Annotated in this window: 14 protein-coding genes and 1 other annotated feature; of the genes, 2 read left to right on the top strand and 12 right to left on the bottom strand. The window is 43.5% G+C overall.

The annotated features are described in order from the left end of the window. Window positions 1–17: 17 nt before the first annotated feature. From alaS to cymR, 6 genes are all read right to left on the bottom strand, one after another. Complete coding sequence (gene alaS, locus CSV75_RS05140) at window positions 18–2,651, bottom strand: alanine--tRNA ligase (protein ID WP_099631624.1); 2,634 nt, start codon at window positions 2,649–2,651, stop codon at window positions 18–20. A 42-nt stretch (window positions 2,652–2,693) separates the two neighbouring features. After that, window positions 2,694–2,900, bottom strand: a binding site (T-box leader). Between the two features lie 39 nt (window positions 2,901–2,939). Further along, window positions 2,940–5,366 (bottom strand): SF1B family DNA helicase RecD2, encoded by a 2,427-nt coding sequence (gene recD2 / locus CSV75_RS05145; protein ID WP_099674994.1) that lies wholly within the window; start codon window positions 5,364–5,366, stop codon window positions 2,940–2,942. Window positions 5,367–5,397: 31 nt separating this feature from the next. After that, the gene (locus CSV75_RS05150) at window positions 5,398–6,063 is read right to left on the bottom strand and encodes a tetratricopeptide repeat protein (protein WP_099674995.1); all 666 of its coding nucleotides are present in this window, start codon (window positions 6,061–6,063) and stop codon (window positions 5,398–5,400) included. A gap of 12 nt (window positions 6,064–6,075) precedes the next feature. Continuing rightward, window positions 6,076–7,194, bottom strand: a complete 1,119-nt coding sequence (mnmA, locus tag CSV75_RS05155; RefSeq protein ID WP_099631621.1) for a tRNA 2-thiouridine(34) synthase MnmA — start codon at window positions 7,192–7,194, stop codon at window positions 6,076–6,078. 21 nt (window positions 7,195–7,215) lie between these two features. Continuing rightward, window positions 7,216–8,364 (bottom strand): cysteine desulfurase family protein, encoded by a 1,149-nt coding sequence (locus CSV75_RS05160; protein ID WP_099674996.1) that lies wholly within the window; start codon window positions 8,362–8,364, stop codon window positions 7,216–7,218. A gap of 12 nt (window positions 8,365–8,376) precedes the next feature. Next, complete coding sequence (gene cymR / locus CSV75_RS05165; protein ID WP_099636064.1) at window positions 8,377–8,796, bottom strand: cysteine metabolism transcriptional regulator CymR; 420 nt, start codon at window positions 8,794–8,796, stop codon at window positions 8,377–8,379. A 126-nt stretch (window positions 8,797–8,922) separates the two neighbouring features. Here cymR and CSV75_RS05170 point away from each other — a divergent pair, with 126 nt between their 5' ends. After that, window positions 8,923–10,218: a replication-associated recombination protein A gene (locus CSV75_RS05170; protein ID WP_099674997.1), complete on the top strand. Its 1,296-nt coding sequence runs from the start codon at window positions 8,923–8,925 to the stop codon at window positions 10,216–10,218. 65 nt (window positions 10,219–10,283) lie between these two features. Here CSV75_RS05170 and CSV75_RS05175 read toward each other — a convergent pair whose 3' ends face one another. The 6 genes from CSV75_RS05175 to nadC form a co-directional block, all read right to left on the bottom strand. Beyond that, entirely contained in the window at window positions 10,284–11,084 is an 801-nt protein-coding gene (locus tag CSV75_RS05175) for a DUF6612 family protein (protein WP_099674998.1), read from the bottom strand. Between the two features lie 90 nt (window positions 11,085–11,174). Then, window positions 11,175–12,254, bottom strand: a complete 1,080-nt coding sequence (locus CSV75_RS05180; RefSeq protein WP_099674999.1) for a branched-chain amino acid aminotransferase — start codon at window positions 12,252–12,254, stop codon at window positions 11,175–11,177. Between the two features lie 19 nt (window positions 12,255–12,273). Further along, entirely contained in the window at window positions 12,274–13,518 is a 1,245-nt protein-coding gene (locus CSV75_RS05185; RefSeq protein WP_099675000.1) for a glutamate-5-semialdehyde dehydrogenase, read from the bottom strand. Window positions 13,519–13,537: 19 nt separating this feature from the next. After that, the gene (gene proB / locus CSV75_RS05190) at window positions 13,538–14,629 is read right to left on the bottom strand and encodes a glutamate 5-kinase (protein ID WP_099636059.1); all 1,092 of its coding nucleotides are present in this window, start codon (window positions 14,627–14,629) and stop codon (window positions 13,538–13,540) included. 332 nt (window positions 14,630–14,961) lie between these two features. After that, entirely contained in the window at window positions 14,962–16,071 is a 1,110-nt protein-coding gene (gene nadA, locus CSV75_RS05195) for a quinolinate synthase NadA (protein WP_099636058.1), read from the bottom strand. Beyond that, entirely contained in the window at window positions 16,062–16,925 is an 864-nt protein-coding gene (gene nadC, locus CSV75_RS05200) for a carboxylating nicotinate-nucleotide diphosphorylase (RefSeq protein WP_099675001.1), read from the bottom strand. Before nadC ends, nadA begins: the two co-directional genes overlap by 10 nt. Before the next feature lie 108 nt (window positions 16,926–17,033). On the opposite strand from nadC, the gene CSV75_RS05205 reads away from it, so the two are divergent. Further along, window positions 17,034–18,185: an IscS subfamily cysteine desulfurase gene (locus CSV75_RS05205; RefSeq protein ID WP_099675002.1), complete on the top strand. Its 1,152-nt coding sequence runs from the start codon at window positions 17,034–17,036 to the stop codon at window positions 18,183–18,185. Window positions 18,186–18,201: the final 16 nt, after the last annotated feature.

Raw genomic sequence — 18,201 nt, forward strand, 5'->3', positions numbered from 1 at the left:
ATCGCTCTTCAAAATGGTTAAACAGATTTTACATAATCATACACGGATTGAAGCGCATCATCAAGTTTTGACGCATCTTTCGCCCCTGCCATTGCCATATCCGGACGCCCGCCACCTTTTCCGCCACAAAGTGACGCAACATGGTTGACGATTTTACCCGCGTGGTAGTTTCCGCCTTTTAGATCATCAGTAACGCCAGCCGCTAGCATAACTTTCCCGTCCGTAACTGTACCCAGTACAATGACGCCTTTGGAAGTTTTTTGTTTCATTTCATCGATCAATTGACGTAAACCGTTATTGTCTTTTACTTCTACATTTGCAGAAATAACTGTGACGTCTTCGATCTGCTGAGCTGTTTCCATAATACTAGCTAATTGACTGTTGCCCATTTTCGCTTGCAATGATTCATTTTCCCGTTGAAGTTCTTTAAAGTCAGCGAGAATCGATTCGACTTTTGTGACAACTGTTTTCGGGGTAGCTTTTGCCGTTGATGCTACTTGATCGATGACAGCTTGATCTTCTTTAAATGAACGGAATGCTTGTCCACCAGTGAAGGCTTCAATACGGCGTGTTCCCGCTCCAATGCCGCTTTCAGAAACGATTTTGAATACGTTGATGTCAGATGTGTTGACAACGTGACATCCTCCACACAGCTCGACAGAGTAATCACCGACTTTGACCACGCGAACGATATCGCCGTATTTTTCACCGAACAATGCCATCGCACCCATTTCTTTTGCTTCTGCAATTGGTGAAATGATGGTATTGACGGGAATACCTGCCCAAACTTGTTCATTGACCTGGAATTCAATGCGCTCAAGTTCTTCTTTCGTGACTTGTCCAAAATGAGAGAAGTCAAAGCGAAGACGATCTGGACCAACATATGAACCTGCTTGATTGACATGTTCACCTAAAACATCTTTCAATGCGCGGTGCAATAAGTGTGTAGCCGTGTGATTTTTGACCGTCAGATTGCGTGAGAACTCGTCCACTTTTGTATGAACTGATACACCTTCATTCAATTCGCCTGAACTGATGAAGACTGTGTGCAAGTTCTGTCCATTAGGCGCTTTTTTTACGTCACGAACTTCCGCTGTGAATGATTCATTTGAGATCGTTCCTTTATCAGCTACTTGACCGCCACTTTCTGCATAGAACGGAGTCCGATCCAAAATGATTTGTACCGTTTCTCCTTCAGATGCATGTGTGATGCGTTGACCATCTTGAACCAGAACACTGACGATCGCAGTGGTTTCTAGTTGACCATAGCCAATGAATTCACTTGCTTCATGCACTTCACCGAGAACACCCGATTGAATATGCATGGAGTCTGATGTAGCACGCGCAGCACGTGCACGGTTTCGTTGTGCAGCCATTTCTTCGTCAAATCCGATACGGTCAACTGCTACATCTTCCTCAAGGGCAAATTCCTCCGTTAATTCAAACGGGAAACCATATGTGTCATAAAGCTTGAACGCATCACTGCCTGAGACGATTGGCAAGCCTGAAGCTTTGGCCTTCTCAATGATCGTCGATAGGATCGCCATACCGTCATGCAATGTTTCGTGGAAACGGTCTTCTTCGTTTTTCACGACTTTCATAATGAACGCTTGTTTATCGTGGACTTCAGGATAGAAGTCTTTCATGATATCCCCAACAATAGGCACCAGCATGTACATAAATGGCTTATCAATACCTAATTGTTTTGCAAAACGAACGGCTCTTCTTAATAGACGACGCAGAACATAGCCACGGCCTTCATTGGAAGGAAGTGCTCCGTCCCCAATAGCGAATGCTACAGTGCGGATATGATCTGAAATCACCTTAAACGCCGTGTCTGCTTGCGTAGTTTGGCCGTATTTTCTGCCTGATACATTTTCTACAGCTTCAATGATCGGTAAGAACAAGTCCGTATCGAAGTTGGTAGGTACGTCCTGAATCACAGATGCCATGCGCTCAAGGCCCATTCCTGTATCGATGTTTTTCTTTGGAAGCGGTGTGTATGTGTTATCAGGATTATGATTGAACTCAGAGAATACTAAGTTCCAAATTTCCAAATAACGTTCGTTTTCTCCACCTGGATACAATTCAGGATCGGAGAAGTCGTCACCGTAACTTGGTCCGCGATCGTAGAAGATTTCGGAGTTTGGACCACTTGGGCCTTCACCGATATCCCAGAAGTTTCCTTCAAGTCGAATGATACGCTCTACTGGAATACCAATCTGATCTTTCCAAATGGTGTACGCTTCTTCATCTTCCGGATGAATAGTAATGGATAGGCGTTCTGGATCAAAGCCGATCCATTGTTCATTTGTCAGAAAGTCCCACGCACGAATAATTGCTTCTTCTTTGAAATAATCACCAATAGAAAAGTTGCCAAGCATTTCAAAGAACGTATGATGACGCGCTGTATAGCCGACATTTTCAATATCGTTTGTGCGGATTGATTTTTGTGCATTCGCAATCCGCGGGTTTTCAGGAATCACTCGTCCATCAAAATATTTTTTCAATGTAGCGACTCCACTGTTGATCCATAATAGTGATGCATCATCAACTGGCACTAATGCAGCTGATGGTTCTACAGTATGCCCATGCTCTTTAAAATAGTCTAAAAACATTTGGCGAATTTCAGATGCCGTAAGTTTTCTCATCGTTTTGCTCCTCCTAAAATTAAAAAAACTCCACCCCTTGTATAAAGGGGCGAAGGTTTCATTGATCGCGGTACCACCCTAATTACCGCATGACGCGGTATCTCGAGTTGCCTTAACGCGGCAAGACGGCAGGGATTAGCCTGCAACTTCGGAATAGCGTTCGCTGTAGATCTGAGAGAGCTTTTTCAGCCAAGAAGCTCTTTTCTATGACACAGAATAAACAGGTACTTGTTCCTTCAACGTTTTTGATTATTTCTAAACGAATTATAGGAAAGTTCTCCCGCTTTGTCAATCAGTCACTTCAAGAAAGTCAAATGGCGACATATTGTTCATGCCAATGAGCGGGTCGATGCCAGTAAAATTGTCCATTGTTAGCTTCGCTTGCGATGAATCTTGAGGTTCAACTGTCACTTTTGCAGGTGTTGCGTCGAGTGCAATGGTTTCCTCGCGTGGTGTTGTCTGATTTTCTTGTGTTTCACCCGAAATACGTTCTTTTAGCGTCGTCTGCCGTTCCGTTTCGTCAGTACGTGCAATACCCGCTTTAAATTCTTCCGCTTCACCGCACAGTATTAAGAAGTTCTTTGCGCGCGTAATCCCTGTGTAAAGTAAATTACGTCGCAACATTTTCCGCTGACTTCTCACGATAGGCATGACAACAATCGGAAATTCACTTCCTTGAGATTTATGGATAGAACAACAATACGCAAGTGTCAGCTGATTCAAATCACTTCGCTCGTACTGCACTTCATTGCCGTCATAGGAGACCACCATGATCGCTTTCTTGTCAGTAGTTTCTTTCGCTAACATGATCGCAACGACTTCGCCCATATCTCCGTTAAAGACATTACTTTCCGGTTGGTTGACAAGTTGCAGCACTTTATCTCCGACGCGATAGGTCGTTTCACCGAAAACCATTTCTTTTCTTCCTTCTGCAGGCGGATTCGTGACTTCTTGAATCATTTTATTCAAACCGTCTATGCCTGCTGGACCTTTATACATCGGTGCCAATACTTGAATGTCTTTAATAGAATGTCCTTTTGATGTTGCATTTTGGACAATTTGTTTGACTGCGGGCAAAATTTGATCACTCGAAGCTTTGATAAATGAACGGTCCGATGTCTTCTTTGTGACGTCCATCGTCCATTCCTTTTGCTTGATCATATGCGCCATTTCAATAATGGTCGAGCCTTCACTTTGTCGAAAAATATCCGTCAGTTCAACAACTGGAATTTTTCCTGACTGCATGAAATCACGCAACACTTGTCCAGGTCCAACGGAAGGTAGTTGATCCTGGTCTCCAACGAATAATAACTGTGCATCGTTGCGGACAGCTTTTAACAGCTGATGCATGAGCCAAGTATCTACCATGGATGTTTCATCAATGATGATGAGATTGCCATCCACTTCGCGTTCTGTCTCCTCTTCAGCGTCTTGACCCGTAAATCCGAGTAGACGATGGATCGTCATAGCAGGTAATCCCGTCGATTCGGACATGCGTTTCGCAGCGCGTCCAGTAGGTGCTGCCAAAATGATCGGGAACGGTTCTTTTTTTCGTGCATACTCGTCGAGGTCGAGTGAGATGCCATGCAGTTCTGCATACGCCTCAACCAATCCTCTAATTACCGTTGTCTTCCCTGTCCCTGGTCCCCCCGTTAACACGAGCAGTGAAGAATGAAGGGCGCGCTCGATCGCTTCGACTTGCGTTTCGGCATATTGCACTTCCAAGCGTTCTTCAATTTCACCTATAGCTTTTCTAATTTCTGAAGCAGGAAATTGTTCAGCGACTTCATTTTCAAGAATTTTATTTACTTTAGCAGCAATACCGATTTCTGAAAAATAAAGAGATGGTAAGTAGAGACGTTGCATTTCAGCAGACAATGCGCCTTCTTCAACGAGTTCAATCACTGCTTGGGTAATCGATTCGTAGGAAATTATATGCGCCTGACTCGATTCAAGCAACTGCTTCGCTTGTGGTAAGATCACCTCAGACTCTACGTAGACATGTCCTGCTGACTGTACTTCACTATGTACGCTGTAATAAACTGCTGCCTTAATACGCGCAGGATGATCCCCGACGAGCCCCAGTTGTTTCGCTAGATCGTCTGCACGTTGGAAACCGATTCCTTCGATTTCCTGAATTAAACGGTATGGATTTTCTGTCAGAATCGTGATGGCATCATCTTGATACGCTTGATAGATCCGCATGGCCACTTGTGGACCGAAGCCCCATTCATTCAGTTGCACCATCGTCCGTTCAAGACCTAGATTCTCCTGCAACACGGAAACGAGCGTATCTTTCCGCTCGTCACTTAAACGCGGGATTTGGTCAAGTACGCTGCGGTCTTCAAGAACTTTCTGAATGACGTTATTGCCAAGTGTCTTGACAATATCACTAGCTGTTTTCTTCCCAATTCCAGGAAATAAATCGCCCGAAAGATAATGGATCAAACCCGCCTCTGTTGCGGGTAACTCTTTCGAGAACGTATGCACATCGAACTGCTGTCCATGTACCGGATGGGTAACAAGTCGACCCGTAAATTTATACTCTTCTTCCGCAACTAAAGGAGGGAATGACCCTTTGATCACTATTTCACTGTCGCGGTAATCGGTATTGGTGGATGTGACTTTCAACTTGACGATGGAAAATAGATTCGTCGTATTATGGAAAATTGTCACGACCGGCCTACCGATTAAATATTGGCCATTTTCACTCATCGCTAGGTCTCCCTCCTTATCACCTATTGTATTACTCGCCCTGTTCCCCAAGCTTGATCATATCGAATAAATAACGCGCCTGGGTATGGTCAGGTTCCGCAGTGAAGGCTTGCTCTAAGTGTGATAGTGCACTTGTTTTGTCTTCTGTTGAAACGGCATATAAAACGCCCAAATTATAATGGCTATCCGCATGATTAGGAGCCACTGCCAAAATGGATTCGAATACGGGCTTAGCTTCTTTAAATAGTTCGAGCTTAGCTAGTAAAATCCCATACGACAATGCCACTTCCTGATCGTCAGGATTTAATTCAACGGCACGCTGCAAATAAGGCAATGCTAATCGGTCATTACCTGTTTGTTCTATACTTTTACCGAGCATAAAATAGGCATCCGCAGAATCCAATCCTGTATTGATGGCTTTTTCATATAATTTTGCTGCTTCTTCAAAGCGCTCTTGATTGTAATACAGATTCGCCAGTCCATAAAAAGCGGTTCCTGCATTTTCATCAAGCGTCAACGCTTTTTGGAAAAATGGTTCCGCCTGCTCGGCGTCTCCAAGCGATGCAAAAATGTTTCCAATATTGATATAGCCTGTAGGCTCTTCCGGATTTTCTTCTACTGCTTTCATGAAAAGCTCAATCGCTTTCTCATAATTGCCTTCTTGCATTTCTTTAATCGCATCTTGATGTATCGACATGCTGTTGCCTCCTTATCCGACGTACGTCAGTTTCTTGCCATCTTTATATACTTCATTGATTGTCCCGCCACCTAGGCACTCATCACCGTCATACAACACGACAGCTTGTCCTGGCGTGACTGCGCGAACTGGTTCATCGAACGTGACGATCGCTTCATCACCAACTAACTGCACAGTAACTTTCGTATCCGGCTGACGATAACGGAATTTAGCTGTACACGTGAATGTCTCTGGTAATTCTTTCGGTGTACAAATATTCATATCCGTTGCTTGTAAACTAGTTGAGAATAATGTGTCGTGATAGAAGCCTTGTTCAACTAGCAACACATTGCGTTCCAAGTCTTTACCAACCGCAAACCAAGGTTCTCCAGCTCCACCAATGCCTAGACCGTGACGCTGTCCAATTGTGTGATACATGAGTCCGTCATGCGTGCCCATCTTCACTCCGGCCATTGTCTGCATCTCGCCTGGACGTGCAGGTAAGTACTCCCCAAGGAATTCCTTAAAATTGCGCTCGCCGATGAAACAGATACCCGTTGAATCTTTTTTCTTCGCAGTTGCGAGACCTGCTTGTTCTGCGATTTCACGGACTTCACTTTTCTCCATATGACCTAGAGGAAATAGTACTTGCTGAAGTTGTTCTTGTGTTAATTGATTTAAGAAGTAGGTTTGATCTTTATTATTGTCTACACCACGGAGCATCGCTACACCGTTTTCGCGTTCTACGACTTGTGCATAATGTCCAGTCGCCAAATAATCGGCACCTAGACTTTTTGCGTGTTCGAGGAATGCTTTGAATTTAATTTCTTTATTACACATTACATCAGGATTTGGTGTGCGACCTTTTTTATATTCATCAAGAAAATACGTGAATACTTTATCCCAATATTGTTTTTCAAAATTAACAGAGTAATACGGAATGCCAATCTGATCACAGACACTGCGTACATCTTCGAAATCTTCTGTCGCGGTACAATGTCCCGATTCGTCCGTGTCATCCCAGTTTTTCATGAAGATTCCAATCACTTCATAACCTTGTTGTTTTAAGAGTAATGCCGCAACCGAAGAGTCCACTCCGCCTGACATTCCAATGACTACACGTGTATCGGCAGGTGCTTTTTTCGTTGTCATATTGTTCATCCTTTACTTAATTCATTTCACTAGTCGTTTGATTACACTTGCGATTCGATTTGCTGCTTCTTCTATAATGGCCTCATCCAAGTCATAGCCGAAACTAATGCGGATTGAGTTCCTAGCTTTATCTGATTCTGTACCAAACATAGCTGTTACGACATGTGACGGTTCAAATGACCCTGCAGTACAAGCGGAACCGCTTGATACAGCTATGCCTTCTAAATCCAAGCTCATCAAAAATGTCTCCACATCGGTGCCTGGAAACGATACATGATAAATATGCGGTAAAGATGCTACTGCGTGGGGAATGGTCGGTCGGAAATCGATTTGGTGTTTCTCAAAGACTTCCGCCATTTTTTGTTTAAACGTAGAATAGTTTTCTTGTTTAACTAGTTTTGATTGCTCGGCAATGGATACCGCCTCTGCAAATGCAACTGCGGCTGGTACATTTTCTGTACCTGCGCGGCGTTTCTTCTCTTGTGAACCTCCGAGTACTTGACTCGACAGCACCTTGCCGTTTCGCTGATAAAGAAAGCCTATGCCTTTGGGTCCGTTCAGTTTATGTGCTGAAACTGACAATAAATCGACTTGCAACTCTTCAACATCGAGTTGGCACGTACCGTAAGCTTGCACCGCATCTGTGTGGAATACGGACTGATGTGTCGAGAGTAGCTGACCGATCTCCGCAATTGGCTGGATTGTTCCCACTTCATTGTTTCCGTACATAATAGAGACTAAAATGGTTTCTTCTGTTAACGCGTGCTGAACTTGCTCTGCCTTAATGACCCCATTGCGGTCAGGTGATAGATAAGTCACGTTATAGCCTTGTGACTCCAGTTGTTTACACGGGTTTAACACCGCATGATGTTCGATTTCCGTTGTGATAATATGTTTGCCTTCTGTTTTCACCGACTGTACGTACCCAAAAATCGCTAAGTTATCCGCTTCTGTTCCTCCAGAAGTAAGAATGATTTCATTGGGTGACGCATTGATCGAGGATGCTAACGTTTTGCGAGCATCTTCCAGCACTTTCTTCGCGTGACGACCCAATTGATGCGTACTTGAAGGATTACCATACGTATCTTGCAACGCAGTCGTGAATCGCTCCAATACGACTGGATGCATCGGTGTCGTTGCAGCATAATCTAAATATATAGCTGGTTTCATAGCTAAACTCCTTTAAATATAGAACATGTATTCGTCGATAGTGGACGTATCTTCAAATTCAATTAAATCCTTGATCGTCGTATGATCTAATACCCCTCGGATTGCATCTCCGATTCGTTTCCATAGTTCGCGTTGCGGAATATCATCGTCATCCAATCCTTCGACTAATTGGATCGGTCCTTCAAGCAAACGGATGATGTCACCTGCCATAATTTCAGAAGGATCTTTGGCGAGTTTATAGCCACCGTATGCCCCGCGGACACTCTTCACCATTCCGCTGTTGCGCAAAGGCGGGATGAGTTGTTCCAAATATGCTTCGGAGAGATTTTGCTCTTCTGCGATTTTACGCAAAGGCACAGGACCTTCTCCATATTTTCGTCCTAATTCTACTATTACTGTAAGTCCGTATCGGCCTTTAGTGGATATTTTCATTGGGCATCGTCCTTTACTAAAATTGCTGAAATCAGTATAGCATAATTGTATCATTGGTTCTTGCAAATGACTTCACTAATGTTTTACAGTATAATGAAAGAACAAACGTACGCTAGGAGGATATACATGCATAATGAACCTTTGGCTTTTCGTATGCGGCCCGAGACGATTGATGAAGTGATCGGACAAGACCACGTCATCGGCAACCATACTCCCTTATATCGGATGATCAAGAACGGGCATGTCCCGTCTCTTTTATTATATGGTGAACCAGGCATTGGAAAAACGTCTCTAGCCTATGCGATCGCGGGTACGTCGAAACTACCTTTTATTGCGTTAAATGCCACAGTAGCAGGCAAAAAAGATGTAGAAGATGTAGTGAAGGAAGCGCGAATGACAGGTAAAGTATTGCTATTCTTAGATGAAATCCATCGTTTTAATAAACTGCAACAAGATACACTGCTTCCTCACGTAGAAAGCGGTTCGATTGTCTTGATCGGCGCGACAACGGAAAATCCATTCCATGACGTCAATCCCGCTATTCGTTCACGTTGTGGTGAAATCGTTCAATTAAAACGATTACAACCAACAGACCTACTCAAATTACTCGAGCGGACGTTAACAGACGAGAAAAAAGGACTTGGTAAGCAAACGATTGACATCACTACAGAACAACTAGAGAAAATCTCAGAAGGCGTGAATGGTGATGCGCGAAAAGCGTTAACGTTCCTTGAATCATTACTGGCTGCAAGTGATGAAGAGGATGGCAAAATTATTATTGAAGATACATTACTTAATCAACTATTAACTAGGATTAGTTTACTAGGTGACAAAAAGGGCTCGCATCATTTTAATTTATTATCCGCTTTGCAAAAAAGTGTACGCGGCAGCGATGTCGATGCGGCGCTTTATTATTTGGCTCAATTACTTGAAATTGGGGATCTAACTGCCGTTACAAGACGCATGCTTGTCATGAGTTATGAAGATATCGGATTGGCAGCGCCGGATGTAGGTAGCCGAGTTCTTGCGGCTACAGATGCCGCACAGCGTCTCGGCATGCCAGAAGCCCGTATTCCACTTGCCGCGGCAATTATAGAAATGTGTTTAGCATCTAAATCAAACTCCGCTTATAAAGCGATCGATGCGGCTACAAAAACCTTACATGAAAAACCAACAGGTGAAATCCCCATGCATTTACGTGACACACACTACAGCGGATCAGCTGCACTCGGTCATGGAGGCTACGTCTATCCACATGCAACGCCAGTAGGGACATTTGGCGGTTGGACAGACCAACAATACATGCCTGACAACTTAGTAAACTCCAAGTTCTACACCCCTGTAGAAGCAGGTGAAGAAACTAGAATGGCCGCCATTCACAAACGGCTTCAGTCATTTAAAGGTAAAAAGAATCCACGTTAAAGATTTAGCTAGATATAGCAAAAAATCCACACCAACCTTCAGTAGGTCAGTGTGGATTTTTTCTATTACTTGAACATCTCCGCATCTTTCGGTGTGGAAATCGCATCGATATCATTGAAATAACTATACTTTGCATCGAGTTTCTGCTTATATCGAATATAATCCCGGCCGAAATAACTCGTGACATTCGCTGACATCTTCATTCCCGTCACAAACATCGTTTTTTCATTTACGGTTAGCTCTACATCCAGTTTCTCCACTACAGGGAATCCGCCATGCGTATGGACAAACTTTTCTGGTTGCGGACTATTCACTGATACCACTTCCATCAACTGTCGATAATCAGCTGGGGATAGTGAAAACTGCAATGCATAGCCATAATCAATCTTTTCTATTTCTGCATCATGCAAGAAAGGTTTTAACAGCGAAAAGTCCATTACAGGCGAAACAAACGGCACCCACACACCAAGCAATTCCGTGCGTTGCTTTTCTGTTAGCTCTTGCCATTCACTTTTTTCTGCTTCAACTGTCTCTTGCATAGCTAATTCATCACCTAGGCGAAATAGTTGAATATTTTTCGCGCCTTGTTTTGGTATTTTCCAGACGACTTCCTCTGAAATTTTCAATGGATTCTGTTCAATATCCGCCTGAACTTGTACATTTTTGCTTGTACGTTTTGCAGGATCGGATGTGACGCTACTTTCGTCGTACGCGATATTGGCATGGACAGATTCCAATTCATTCATCGCTTGTTCCGCTTTCTTCAATAAATCTTCCGCGCTCGACGGAGCGGAAGACGTTTTTCCGCATCCTGTCACTGTAAATAGCATCACTGCCAGGAATAGAACGATCAAACTTTTGTTCATCAGGAAACTCCCCTTCAATCAAAACTATTAACAGTGTACTTCACAGCACCGCAGTTGTCACGGAACATTCCACCTTATTTGTGAAGGAAATTAGTCTACCGGCACAACCCAGTTAAATGGATCTTCTACTTTTCCTGTCTGGATGCCTGTAATTGTCTCATAAAGTTTTAATGAAAGCTCACCGATTTCATTCTGATTGATCTCGCATTTTTCGCCTTCAAAGAACAGTTCGCCTATCGGGGAAATGACAGCGGCCGTTCCTGTACCAAATGCCTCTTCCAACGTGCCTGCCCGATTGGCTTCCATAATTTCCTCGATGGACACTTTACGTTCTGTTACGGGAATATCCCAAGCTATCAATAACTCAATAACGGACTTGCGCGTGATGCCTTCTAAAATACTACCATTGAGGCTTGGCGTGATAATCTCTCCATTAATTTTGAAGAATACATTCATCGCGCCTACTTCTTCAATATAGCGATGTTCTTTTGCATCAAGCCATAGAACTTGCGAATACCCTTCTGCTTCCGCAACTTCTTGAGCTTTCATCGCCCCAGCATAGTTACCGGCTGTTTTCGCGGAGCCTGTACCACCTACTGCGGCACGGACATACTGGGATTCAACCGCAATCTTGACAGGATTCACTCCTTCTTTATAATACGGACCTACCGGCGATAAAATAATCATTAGGCGGTACGTTTTAGAAGGGGCTACACCTAAATAAGGTTGTGTAGCGAAAATGAAAGGACGCACATAAAGTGATGTCCCTGCTCTATCGGGAATCCAATCTTTTTCAAGAGAAATCAATTCCTTTAGTGCACTTAAAACGAATTTCTCATCGAACATTGGCATGCATAATCTATCACTAGAACGGTTCAGCCGTTTCATATTTTCCTCTGGACGGAATAAAACTACTTCTTTGTCTTCATTTAAATAAGCTTTCAAACCTTCGAAAACAGTTTGTCCATAATGCAACACGATAGCGGCTGGATCCAACAGAAACGGCTTATACGGCTCAATACGCGGATCATGCCATCCCGTTCCATCCGTATAGTCCATCACAAACATGTGATCAGTGAAAATTGTTCCGAAAGCAAGTGGATCATCCGCTGCCGGCTTGTCTTTTGGTGCGGAAGTTTCAAAATGTAAAATATGTTTTTCATTTGCCATACATAAACCCTCCTACATATTATCTGATTTGACCGGTTCCTCGAATAACAAATTTTGAAGAAGTCAATGCCTCTAATCCCATTGGACCTCTTGCGTGAAGCTTTTGTGTACTGATACCTATTTCTGCACCATATCCGAATTCAAAGCCATCCGTAAAGCGAGTGGAAGCATTAACGTAAACAGCTGCCGCATCGACGCTATTCAAAAATTGCTCAGCATGTGCATCCGTCTGTGTAATAATACTTTCCGAATGCTTCGTGCTATATGTTGCAATATGATCGAGTGCTTGCTGTATATTTTCCACGCTTTTTACGCGTAATGTCAAGTCCAGGTATTCACTTGACCAATCATTTTCTTCAACCGCAGCGATATTCGAATCAAACGCCTGAAGTTTCTCGTCACCTTGCAGTTGAACATCATGGTCTTGTAATGCGTTGATCAATTTTTTTCCGTACTGCGACAACCAGTTGGAATCGATCAGAACGGTTTCGATCGCGTTACAAACCGACGGACGCTGTGTTTTGGCATTGACTACTATATCAATCGCCATTTTCTCATCTGCGGATTCATCAATAAATACATGACAGTTCCCCGCCCCTGTTTCAATCACCGGTACCGTAGATTCACGGATAACAGTCTGGATTAACTTCGCACCGCCACGTGGAATCAAAACATCTAAATAGTCGTTGAGTGTGAACAATTCTTTTGCTGTTTCTCGACTCGTGTCTTCGATTAATTGAACAGAATCGACTGGTAATGAACTTTTTTCGAGTCCGCGTTGAATAACACGCCATAGGGCCAAATTGGAATATTTTGCGGACGAGCTACCACGCAACACGACCGCATTCCCTGTTTTCAATGCCAACGATGCAGCATCTATCGTAACATTCGGACGCGCTTCATAAATCATGGCGATGACACCAATGGGCACGCGCTTCTTGACAATATGTAATCCGTTCTCCTTATGGATTTCCTCTAGCGTTTCTCCAATTGGATCTTGTAAATCAATTAGTAGACGAACACCTTCCGCCATAGCTTCAATGCGTTCAGGCGTCAATAAAATACGATCGAGAACAGCTGCGTCAATTCCTTTTTCGCGACCTTCTTTAATATCTTTTTTATTCTCAGCGAGCAATTGATCCTGTTCTTTCATTAATTGATCAGCAATTAACTGCAATGCATCGTTTTTCTCTGCTGTCGTTGCTACGTTCAGCACAATACTCGCTTCTTTTGCCGCCTTGCCTTTATCTCTAATCTCACTCATAATAAATTCTCTCCTTTGATTATACTTGCACCCAGCGGTCACGGTGGATGACTTCTAGCATCGGTTTGGATTCTTCCAGTTTATCCTTATCGGATATCGTTTGTTTTAATTGCTCAGACGAATAGGTGACTTCACCTTTACCGATCAAACCATCTAAACCAAACACTTCCACCACTTCTCCAATACCAAAATCACCCTGTACTTTAAAGACACCTGCAGGTAATAAACTGCGTCCGTTATGCACAATGGCTTCTTCAGCCCCTTTATCCACGTACAGACGTCCAGTCGATTCGGAATGAAGGGCAATCCATTGGCGGTTCGTATTGATCGTATGGGCAACAGGACTGGAAATGTATGTGCCGTCTCCATGACCTTTTAAAATATCAAGCAATTTTGATGGACCGCGTCCTGTTCCGATGAAGACCGGAACTGCCAACGTGTGTGCGGTTTTTGCAGCTAGTATCTTCGAACGCATGCCCCCTGTACCAACTTTCGAGCCGACATCGTCAGCGCCACCCAATAATTCATCCGTGATTTCATCCAATTTAGTCAATCGTACAGCGTCTGGATCTGTTCGTGGATTACTTGTGTAGATCCCGTTGACATCGGTTAAGATAATCAACTGATCCGCATGTAGAAAACCACTGACCAATGCGGATAGCATATCATTATCACCAAACGTTAACTCGTCAATGGATACTGTATCATTTTCGTTAATGATCGGCATAATGCCACGATCAAGTAATTCAGACATCGCTGCAAATGCGTTGCGGTATCGATCGCGATCGGCAAAGTCATGACGCGTCAATAAGATCTGAGCTGGAATGACTTTATGTGCGCTAAACCTCTCAATATAGGACTGTATCAATAAGCTCTGCCCTACTGCTGCTGCGGCTTGTTTACCTTTTATGGTCTGTGGACGGGTAGGATAACCGAGACGGGCAAAGCCTGCCGCCACCGCTCCTGAAGAGACAACAATGACTTCATGTCCAACGTTTTTAAGCATCGCCAAGGCATCGACATGATCATTGAATTTTACCTGATCGATTTCTCCATTATCATTCGTTAACGAGCTGCTACCGATTTTCACAACTATTCGTTGTCTTTTCATATGAATTCGCCTTCCATTTCTCCATATCATCTATATTTATAAAATAAAAAAGCCCAATCGTCCCGATATAATCAGGACGAAAGGACGTAACTTCCGCGGTGCCACCATCATTGGACTCGTCTTCACGAATCCCACTTTCCTTTTAACGCCAAGGTCCGCGCCTGTTTTTTACAGGACTCAAAAGGCAGGTTCGACAAGGCATTGCGACGGAAACTTCCAGCCGATGGATTCCGCTCTCTAACACATGCTATTTATCTACTGGTCCTTCTTCAACATTCACTATCATTTTCCCAATCATACAATATTCAGAGTAATTGTCAAGCGCTGCTACGTTAGTTTCGTTGCAACATACGGTTAAGCGCATCAATCGCTTCAGCGGAAGTCACTGCATCCACTTTGATGATATTTTGCTCTGCGCCTTCCATGATACTTTCCAAACTCCATAGTAAATGGGGTAAATCGATACGGTTCATTGTCAAACAAGGACACATTAAAGGGTTTAAGGAAATGATATCTTGCTCAGGATGATTTTCCGTCAGGCGGTTGACCAAATTCATTTCCGTGCCAATCGCCCATTTCGTACCAGGAGCCGCGGCTTCAATTTGATCAATAATATACTTCGTAGAACCAGCGTCATCAGACTTCATCACGACTTCATGTGAACATTCCGGGTGGACGATAATACGCCGATCAGAATCATTTTCACGTAACTGACGAATGTTTTCTACCGTGAAGTTCTCGTGAACCGAGCAATGCCCTTTCCATAATATCACTTGACACTCTTCGTTTTGTCCATCGTATTCGAGAGTATCCGTTATGGGATTCCATACGGCCATATGATCAAGAGGCACACCGAGCCCATACGCTGTATTGCGTCCTAAATGCTGATCAGGTAAGAATAAAATTCGTTTTTTCTGAGTGAATGCCCATTGAACGATTTCTTTCGCATTTGACGAAGTCACTGTCGCGCCACCATTACGGCCGACGAACGCTTTAATTGCTGCCGTTGAATTGACATACGTCAATGGCAGAATCGTATCACCAAAACGCGCTTGCAAGTCCTTCCATGCGCGTTCCGTTTGGAAAATGTCCGCCATATCAGCCATCGAACAACCGGCACGCATATCAGGCAAATAGACTTTTTGATTTTCCGTTGTTAGAATGTCCGCCGTTTCCGCCATGAAGTGCACACCGCAAAACACAATATGTTCCGCTTTTTCGTTTGCTGCGCAAATTTGTGCTAATTGCAAAGAATCTCCCGTAGCATCCGCAAATTGAATGACTTCATTTTTCTGGTAGTGGTGGCCAGGAATAAATAATTTGTTTCCCAATGTTTGTTTAATGGCCCGAATTTTTTCTTCCATTTCACTCACCGTATACTGTTTATATTGTTCAGGCAACATAGCGTTTGCCTGTTCTTTTAGAAGTTCCATCATCGACATATTTTTCCATCCTCCTGCGTAGTAAGTTGTATAGTTGCACTAATGTCAGCTGCAATTACGGAATGTGTCAGTGCGCCAACCGATATGTAATCTATTCCCGTCTCACCATACGAAGCGATGGTGTCTTCTGTAATCATGCCGGAAGCTTCGGTTATGATATCCGGGGGGACTAATGGCAACCAGTCCGTAATTTGTTGTGGCGTTCGGTTATCAAACATAATAATATCCACGTTTGCCTCTATAGCTTCTTGGAGTTGCGCTAGTGATTCAATTTCTACTTCTATTTTCACCGTATGACCTAATCGTGTTCTCAGTAGTTGCACGGCATTCATAATAGAACCTGCATATGCCAAGTGATTATCTTTTAGCATCACCGCGTCATATAAACCGTTGCGGTGATTAAATCCACCGCCTGTACGAACTGCATATTTATCTAGCATGCGGAGTCCGGGTGCTGTCTTGCGTGTATCACAAACTCTTGTATTCGTTCCCGACAATAAAGCGGTTAGGTCAGCAGTTTTCGTTGCAATCGCAGTCATTCGCTGGATACAATTCAGTATCACTCGTTCCGCGGTCAATAGACTTCTAACAGGCCCTTTTACAGTCGCAAGTATTTGCTTGTCCGTTATTCTTTCACCGTCTTCTACGAGACACGTGACTTCTATAGAAGGATTCATTACTTGAAAACCTGTCGTGATGACATCTACTCCGCAAAATACTCCCGAAGTTTTAGTGATGATTTGCATTTCACCTATCGCGTCTGCAGGAAATAATGAATTAGCCGACAAATCACCATCTCCCACGTCTTCTATGAAAAACTGTTCAAGCATTGAGACCAATTTGATTCTATTCATCTGTATTCCTACGACCCTTCTTTTGACATAGTGTCTTTACATCTATCTTTACATATATACAGTTGTATGACAAGATGAATATATTAATTTTTGCAGGAGGTCATTCATTTGCATTACTTTGATTACGCTGCCACGACGCCTCTTCGTGAAGAAGCTGCCTCGGTCTATGTGTCCGTCTCGCAACAACAGTTTGGCAACACGACAAGCCTACACGATGCGGGAGGAGCTGCACAAAACATCTTGACCCATAGCAGACAACACCTATCTGCACTTCTTGGTGTACGTCCTGAAGGGATATACTTCACTTCAGGCGGTACGGAAAGTAACACGCTCGCACTACTATCTTTAGCTGAGTCTGCAAAGAAAAAAGGACAGCATATTATTCTTTCTGCCGCGGAACACCCTTCTTTGCATTCAGCTGCTGCGTACCTTGAAGGACAAGGCTTCCATATCACCATGATCCCTTTTACAACGAAAGGTATCATCGATTTACAAGCACTTGAAAATGCCATTACTGAACAAACGACTGTTGTATCTGTGCAACACTGCAATCCTGAAATCGGTACCATTCAACCGATCCAATCCATATCTGAATTAGTAAAACCTAAAGGGATTTATTTGCATAGTGACTGTGTACAATCATTCGGTAAATTATCTGTTCGTGATATCTCTCCATATGTAGACAGCTTGTCCATATCAAGCCATAAAGTGCACGGTCCAAAAGGGGTTGGCGCAGTCTATATTAATCCACACATTCGTGCAGTTCCGCTATTTCCAGGGGCCACACAAGAGAAAGGATTTAGGGGTGGAACGGTGAATGTACCAGGAATTGCTGCATTCGTTACGGCAGCTGAGCTGGCAAATCCCAATGAAGTAAAGTACGCTACATTACGCACTCTCTTTATGGATATACTTTCCACCCGGCAAGATTTATTCACTTTCTATGGCAGTCTAAAGACATTTGAACAACTTCCGCAAATTATGGGTCTATGCGCCAACCATTCAGAAGGACAGCTCATTATGTTAGAATTAAATAGAAGAGGATTTGCGGTGTCAACAGGCAGTGCGTGCCAAGTCGGTCAGCAACAGTCATCTATGACGATGAGCGCGATGAATATACCCGCCCACTTGGCGAAAGGATTCATTCGGATTTCATTTGGCGAGACATCAACGCGAGCAAATGTCACTCAACTGGCAATCGCGTTACTTGAAGTCGCGGTATTACCACATACAGCACAAACCCCGATAGATATTTTATAGATAGAAGGTGAGAAAT

Origin of the sequence: Sporosarcina sp. P18a, from assembly GCF_002743135.1 — a bacterium.
Classification (GTDB): domain Bacteria; phylum Bacillota; class Bacilli; order Bacillales_A; family Planococcaceae; genus Sporosarcina.

What these genes read in the sequence shown, in the direction of transcription:
- nadA (WP_099636058.1), bottom strand. Translation starts at nt 16,071, where the DNA reads ATGTCGATGATGGAACTTCTAAAAGAACAGGCAAACGCTATGTTGCCT.
- CSV75_RS05180 (WP_099674999.1), bottom strand. Translation starts at nt 12,254, where the DNA reads ATGGCAAATGAAAAACATATTTTACATTTTGAAACTTCCGCACCAAAA.
- recD2 (WP_099674994.1), bottom strand. Translation starts at nt 5,366, where the DNA reads ATGAGTGAAAATGGCCAATATTTAATCGGTAGGCCGGTCGTGACAATT.
- CSV75_RS05160 (WP_099674996.1), bottom strand. Translation starts at nt 8,364, where the DNA reads ATGAAACCAGCTATATATTTAGATTATGCTGCAACGACACCGATGCAT.
- cymR (WP_099636064.1), bottom strand. Translation starts at nt 8,796, where the DNA reads ATGAAAATATCCACTAAAGGCCGATACGGACTTACAGTAATAGTAGAA.
- nadC (WP_099675001.1), bottom strand. Translation starts at nt 16,925, where the DNA reads ATGAATAGAATCAAATTGGTCTCAATGCTTGAACAGTTTTTCATAGAA.
- CSV75_RS05185 (WP_099675000.1), bottom strand. Translation starts at nt 13,518, where the DNA reads ATGAGTGAGATTAGAGATAAAGGCAAGGCGGCAAAAGAAGCGAGTATT.
- CSV75_RS05150 (WP_099674995.1), bottom strand. Translation starts at nt 6,063, where the DNA reads ATGTCGATACATCAAGATGCGATTAAAGAAATGCAAGAAGGCAATTAT.
- CSV75_RS05175 (WP_099674998.1), bottom strand. Translation starts at nt 11,084, where the DNA reads ATGAACAAAAGTTTGATCGTTCTATTCCTGGCAGTGATGCTATTTACA.
- CSV75_RS05170 (WP_099674997.1), top strand. Translation starts at nt 8,923, where the DNA reads ATGCATAATGAACCTTTGGCTTTTCGTATGCGGCCCGAGACGATTGAT.
- mnmA (WP_099631621.1), bottom strand. Translation starts at nt 7,194, where the DNA reads ATGACAACGAAAAAAGCACCTGCCGATACACGTGTAGTCATTGGAATG.
- alaS (WP_099631624.1), bottom strand. Translation starts at nt 2,651, where the DNA reads ATGAGAAAACTTACGGCATCTGAAATTCGCCAAATGTTTTTAGACTAT.
- proB (WP_099636059.1), bottom strand. Translation starts at nt 14,629, where the DNA reads ATGAAAAGACAACGAATAGTTGTGAAAATCGGTAGCAGCTCGTTAACG.